At 35.4% G+C, this 6,171-nt stretch carries 4 protein-coding genes; all 4 read right to left on the bottom strand.

From position 1 onward, the window contains the following. On the bottom strand, positions 1 to 923 hold a 923-nt coding region (locus tag AA81_RS03675; RefSeq protein WP_103898239.1), incomplete at its 3' end, for a LacI family DNA-binding transcriptional regulator. Between the two features lie 24 nt (positions 924 to 947). Beyond that, entirely contained in the window at positions 948 to 1,355 is a 408-nt protein-coding gene (locus AA81_RS03670) for a VOC family protein (RefSeq protein ID WP_169926280.1), read from the bottom strand. Positions 1,356 to 1,394: 39 nt separating this feature from the next. Continuing rightward, a complete protein-coding gene (locus AA81_RS03665) occupies positions 1,395 to 3,599 on the bottom strand; it encodes a carbohydrate-binding domain-containing protein (protein ID WP_103898238.1) in 2,205 nt (734 codons plus the stop codon). A 90-nt stretch (positions 3,600 to 3,689) separates the two neighbouring features. Next, on the bottom strand, positions 3,690 to 6,065 hold the full coding sequence (locus tag AA81_RS03660; protein ID WP_103898237.1) for a beta-mannosidase: 2,376 nt from the start codon (positions 6,063 to 6,065) through the stop codon (positions 3,690 to 3,692). Between the last annotated feature and the right edge of the window lie 106 nt (positions 6,066 to 6,171).

The raw sequence follows: 6,171 nt of genomic DNA, 5'->3' as shown, positions 1-6,171 counted from the left end.
ATTTTCGTGATAGAACCTTTTTCTATCAAAAGTTTTGCTGCGTTCAATCCCATTTCGTGTATTGGTTGCTTCATAGTTGTTAAGGAAGGATGTAAATATTTAGCCAATGGGGAATCATCAAAACCAACTAATGAAACATCTTCCGGGTAATTGAATCCAGCTTCTTTCAGTGCTTTTATCCCACCCAAGGCTACCCAATCATTTACAAAGAAAATTGCTGTAAAATTTTTACCATATTTATCAAGGTACTTTTTAATAGCGCTATATCCATCTTTTACATCAAAACCTGCAGGAATAAAGATGACTTCAAAATCTTCTTTCTTTTGTGCGAAATCTATAAGCGCCTGCTTCCTTTCCATGGCAGAGTATATTTCCATCAGTCCTTCAACATGTAAGACTTTTCTATGGCCCATCTCGTATAAATATTTTGCAATTTTCAACGAAGATTCATAATTATCTATAGTAACAATATCCATTTTCAGTTCTGAGTTTTCTCTATCAACAGCAACAACCGGTATACCTGCTTCAATGAATTTTTCTAAGCACTCTTCATCCTGATGGGTTGTGCAAACAATGACACCATCAACTTTTCTTGCAAAGAACTCTTCTAAGGCATCTCTCTCTTTTTCTAAAGAATGTCTATATGTTGAAAGGAACATTTCGAAGTGATTTCGTAGAAGGACTTCTTCTATTCCTTCAGCTATCATTCCGTAATAATCGGCTTTTAGGTCGGGAACCAAGACTCCGATGCCCCTGAAGGAGCTCCCTTTTATGCTCTGGCTTCTTCTGTAATCTAATTCTTTTATAACCTTCAAAATTCTTTTTCTTGTTTCTTCAGTAACGTTCTCGCTTCCACTGAGAACTCTAGACACCGTTGCGATAGAGAAGCCTGAAGCTTTAGCGATTTCTCTTATCGTTGCCATTTTTCCTCACCTCAAGAGTTACCCTTAATATGTTTCTAAATTAAGTTCTCCCTCAATTATCTCTATAAGAATGTTATCAGGGTCTTTGAAAAAGGCGATTCTAACACCGCCCTCAGCATTGGTAGGTTCCATTGTGAATTCTACACCTTTTTCTCTTAGATATTTAAAGGATTGGTCGACACTTTTTACTTTAAAAGCAAAGTGTTTTATGCCCATGTCTTTATCGTTTTGAGTTGTTAGATATTTTCCTTTTTCTGTAAAATTGAATAATTCAAGTACTTTATCCCCCATATCAAGGTAAACAATTACGAAATTCCCATTGTCTTGAACCAGTTTTCCTAAAATTCTAAAACCAAGAATATCTCTGTAAAATCCAACAGATTTTTCCAAATCGGAAACTGTGATTGCTAAATGATCGAAATTAAAATCCATAATACTCATCTCCTCATAGATGAAAATTTTTTTGCTTTTTTATTCAATAAAATTGACATTATCTATATACATTCTTCCAGCGAAGTCGCTGTTTACATCAACAAAAATTAAAAGCATATTTCTTAAATCAGTGTTGTCTTCAATATTGGGAACTGAATTTAAATCTATTTTTACCTCATAATGGTACAGGCCATCATTTGTTACAGTTGTTGAATCAAGATCTGATAAATCAATTTGATAAGTATCGGTTGCCTGTGCCCAATAACCTGCTAATGGTGGTTGAAACGCCAAATTTATTTCAATAATTCCTTCCGAAGCTCTATCGGGAGCTAAATAAAAATCAAAAAACAAAAAATTTTCACCCCCGCGTTTTAGGCCATCCATCCAGAAATCTAAACGTGGTGCGGATGCCCACGTATCACTGGGCTTTACTTCAGGATATGCTACTTCCCAAGATAAAGCTTTTGAACCGTTGGCTTCATCTATGGTAAGAGCTGTTTGCACTGCTGAGTCACTACTCCATTTCCAACCCTGACGAGTGCCATCTTCAAAATCCGATGGTAATTTTGCTTCACCTAACGGATCATGGATAATGGGGATTTCAATTTTTTTGCCAGAAACCTTAAAATTATCCAAATAAATTACATCTGTCCCATCTGTACCTACGAAAAGGACGATATTTTGAATCGTATTGTCTGTGTCACTCGTGCCAATTATTTCCAAGCCCGGGCTATCTTCAGCTGTTATTGTTAGAACTGCTTTGTAAGTTCCATCAACTTGTTTGACAAAATCATTTGGGGTGAGCCTTACAGCGCGAGCAGGATTAGTCCACCAGCCATTCCCGGGTCCTTGGGGAATCACTGCCATAGCAACAGTTGTAGGAGATTTTAAAATAACATCTATCATTATTTTTTCAGTCCCGGTAATATCGACTGCGTTGCCCCAATTATCCGCAGAAATACGAAGATTGTTCCAAAATCCTCCTTCGCTAACGTCATTGCTTGCATCTAAACCAGAGATTTTTAATCTATTATCCTCATTGGTCAACGATACATCAGTGACAGGACTGTCGGAATTTACTACAAAGCCTTGAGTTGTCCCATCATCAAAATCCCATAATGTTTTGTAGTAATTTGAACGATCAATTGGTTCGTATTCTACACCTTTTATACGTGCACGAACATATTCTCCTGAAACACTTAGTTCCTCTGGTGACCATATTTGATCAGGTCCTGGATCAAGATCTGTTGCTTCAGATTCACCATATACGTATGGTGTAAATGCCGCAGATTTTTCATTTTTATTAGTAAGAGACCAATTAACCCAACTAACGTTATTGGCGTTCAAAAACTTAAGCCATTCATCTGATTCTTCTATATATGGTCCACCATCGCCAGTAGCTTCGCTTGTTCCCCATTCAGATACAAAAATAGGGGCACCGTGCTTCAATGCATAAATTGCGTTTTTCATTACGTAACTATCTGGTGACGGTTTATGGGTACCTGCATAAAAATGAAGGGTGTAAACGGTATTTTGATCATCGATTGGATCATCAGCAGCTAAATCTGGTCTTTGGCTCCAATTGGGATTTCCAACAATAACGATGTTTTCATTACCGTTTTCCCGAAGCATTTCAATAATAGGTTCGGCATAATCTTTTACAATTTGCCAACCAGTTTCATCATTTGGGATACCATTTGGTTCGTTACATAATTCATAGATGATATGAGGATCATTGGGATACAATTCTGAAATTTCTTTAAAAAATTCCTGTGCTCCTTCATATATTGGATCGGTTGGATCTCCTGGTGCATGTACATGCCAATCAACGATCACGTACATATCGTACTTCTTTGCAAGTTCGATCCCTTGAATGACTCTTTCTTTCATGGTGTCAGGATCTGTTGCGTATCCATCTTCTCCAACGTACATGGCAAGGCGAATGACATTCGCTCCCCAATCATTTGCAAGAGCGGCGAAAGCATTTTCATTTAGAATTTCGGGAAACCATTGAAGCCCGTGCGTACTCATACCCCTTAATTGAATAGGTTTACCTTCTTCATCTCCCAAGGTTTTTATCCCATTATACTCAATAACTTGCAAAGCCCCAGCTTCTGAAGGTTTCTTCACAAGTTCGTTACCGTATAAAAAAGAATCGTCGATATTTGGTGGAATTAATACAGAATTTGCTAATAAAACCAAATTAATGGAAACTATTAAGGCCAATGCTAAAACACTCTTCATTTCTATTCACCTCCATGTTGAAGATATTTTTTGTTTTTAAAAATTAAAAAGAGTGTTGTAGAATTTAATTTATAAATTAAAATCTTTAAACTACAAATAATCAAAGGCGCTTTTTATATTAATTTCACCTTCTATATTATTTAGAACTTTTGGATAGGAGGGGAAAAGAGCAAAGAAATTATCTTGAGAATAATTTTCCCCCTTTACCTTAACGTTTACTCCCAACGCCGGTTTTTCACAACTCAATATCAAGTTGTTTCCTTCTTTTTCGTATGTAATCTTTGGATCGTTTAATTTATTTTTTCTTAAATCTGCAAATAATTCGTGGTTTTCTATTATGGTTTTTCCATTTTGTTTTAGAATTAAGTAAGCTATGGAGTTATCTAAGTCAATGTTGGAAATATTAAGTTGATCGATAGTAGTTACAGAATCTTCGGGCGTTTTTATGTTTGAATATTCTTTTTGCATAAGTTTTTTTCCATCTAGAGACCAAAGTTGAAATTCTAAATCAACTTGGGTTTTGATTCCATCGTTTATCAGTGATATTATGACCTTTTCATCTTTGTTTTTGGCAATCGCTAACAATTGATTATAAAATCTTTTAGTGTAAAAGTATAAAGCCTTTGGCCGTTTAAAATAATCTATTGAAGCCCAACTGAAAACAGGCCATGAATCATTTATTTGCCAATAAAGAGTTCCGGCTGTTTTGTATTTTCTGCTTCTCCAATGTTCTACTCCTGTCTTAATAGCTTCTGCTTGGTTGAGTTGAGTTAAATAAACAATTGAATCAAAATTACTAATCAATCCGTAATGTCCATTGATGAACCTTAAAAGTCTTTCTGGGCCTTCAACTTGTTTATTGTGATTCAACATCGTTGGAGAAAAGATTTCTTTTTCATTATCTTCGGCAAAGAAATCAATAGTTTTTGGATCTGGAGCTGCTTGAAATCCAAATTCACTTACAAACTTTGAATTGTCCCATGTATAGTATTTGTAATCTTGCCATCCTGACCAGATTTCCCAAACATGTCTATCTCCCGCTTCAGAAGAGTTAGCTCTACTGCCACCGTATGGGCTCGATGGCCAGTACAGTCTCGATGGATCTTCTTGGGCACATATTTTAGGAAAATCTTCCAAATAAAGTCTATTTCCAAGATTTTTTCCATCCACTTTCAATTTGTAGTCCCATTCTTCAAAGCCCCAATTATTCTCATTATTTCCGCACCAAAGGACTATACTTGGATGATGTCTTAATTTCAATACTTGATGTCTTATTTCTTCGTTTGCAAGCTTTCTAAACCAATCTATATGGTCAGGATATTCAGCACATGCAAACATGAAGTCTTGCCAAACTAATATTCCTAATTCATCACATGTGTTGTAAAATGTGGGATCTTCGTAAAGGCCCCCTCCCCATACTCTCAACATGTTCATATTGGATTCCTTCGCCATTTTGAGAAGTTTAACGTAATCACTCTCTTTTAACCAACTTAATATATTTTCAGCAGGGATCCAATTTGCGCCTTTGGCGAAGATTTTTCTGCCGTTTATCTCAAAGATAAAGCTTTCACCTTCTGAGTTATTTTCTCTCACTACCCTGACGATTCTAAAACCTATTTTCTTTTTCTCACTGTAGATTACTTCTTTATTTTTCTTAAGTCTAAACTCAACTTCGTATAAATAACTTTCACCCAAATCGTGTGGATACCAAAGCTTTAAATTCTCTATTCTTTTAGAACCTTCAAATTTGTAATTTTCAACACTAGCGGTTACTGGTAATGTAATTACTGGATTTCCATTGAAAAGAATTTCTACTTCGTAGTTTTTAGTATCTTTAATATGGGAATCAACGTAACCGGAAAAGTTAACTTTTCCATCTAAATTTTCCAAAAAAGCAGTGGAACCGAAAAGTCTAGCATCTTTATAACTTTCTATGTAAATATCTCTGTATATTCCACTAGTGGCTATTCTTGCTCCCCAGTCCCAGCCATAGGAATACTGAGCTTTTCTTATGTAAACTCTTGCGGTTTCTTCGCCGGCGTGTAATTTTCCGTAATTTTTTTCAAATCTTTTAGGGAGGTCTATTGGAGATTTAATCTCTACTCTTAAAGAATTTTCCCCAATTTTGAGATACTTTTTAACGTCAAACCGGTATTCTATGAACATATCCTCGGTTTCTCCAACGAAATTATCGTTAAGATAGATATTTGAAAGGGTATCCACACCCTCTAATACAAGATCGTAACGTAGCTCATTGTTTATCTCTTCTATGTGAAATTTTTTCTTGTATATCCAATTTTTCCATTCTAACCTTTTGAAAAGTTTTTCATTTTCTCCTACATAAGGGTGAGGCATGTGATTCAAATCCACGAGGTCTCCTTGTACTGTTCCAGGGACGTTTCCATCAAACTCAAACTCTTTTTCATTGTCGTAAACCTTCCATTTTCCATTTAAAGATATTTTCAATTGAAATTTCTCCTCCTATTAATATTTTTGGTACTGTCTTTAAAACTTTAAAAACTCTAAAATTTTATATATAGCGTCTCTTTGATAATTTTATATCTTAAAACTT

This window comes from Petrotoga halophila DSM 16923 (assembly GCF_002924615.1).
The sequence above is the reverse complement of the archived record's forward strand: the minus strand, read 5'-3'. Positions and strand labels throughout refer to the sequence as shown.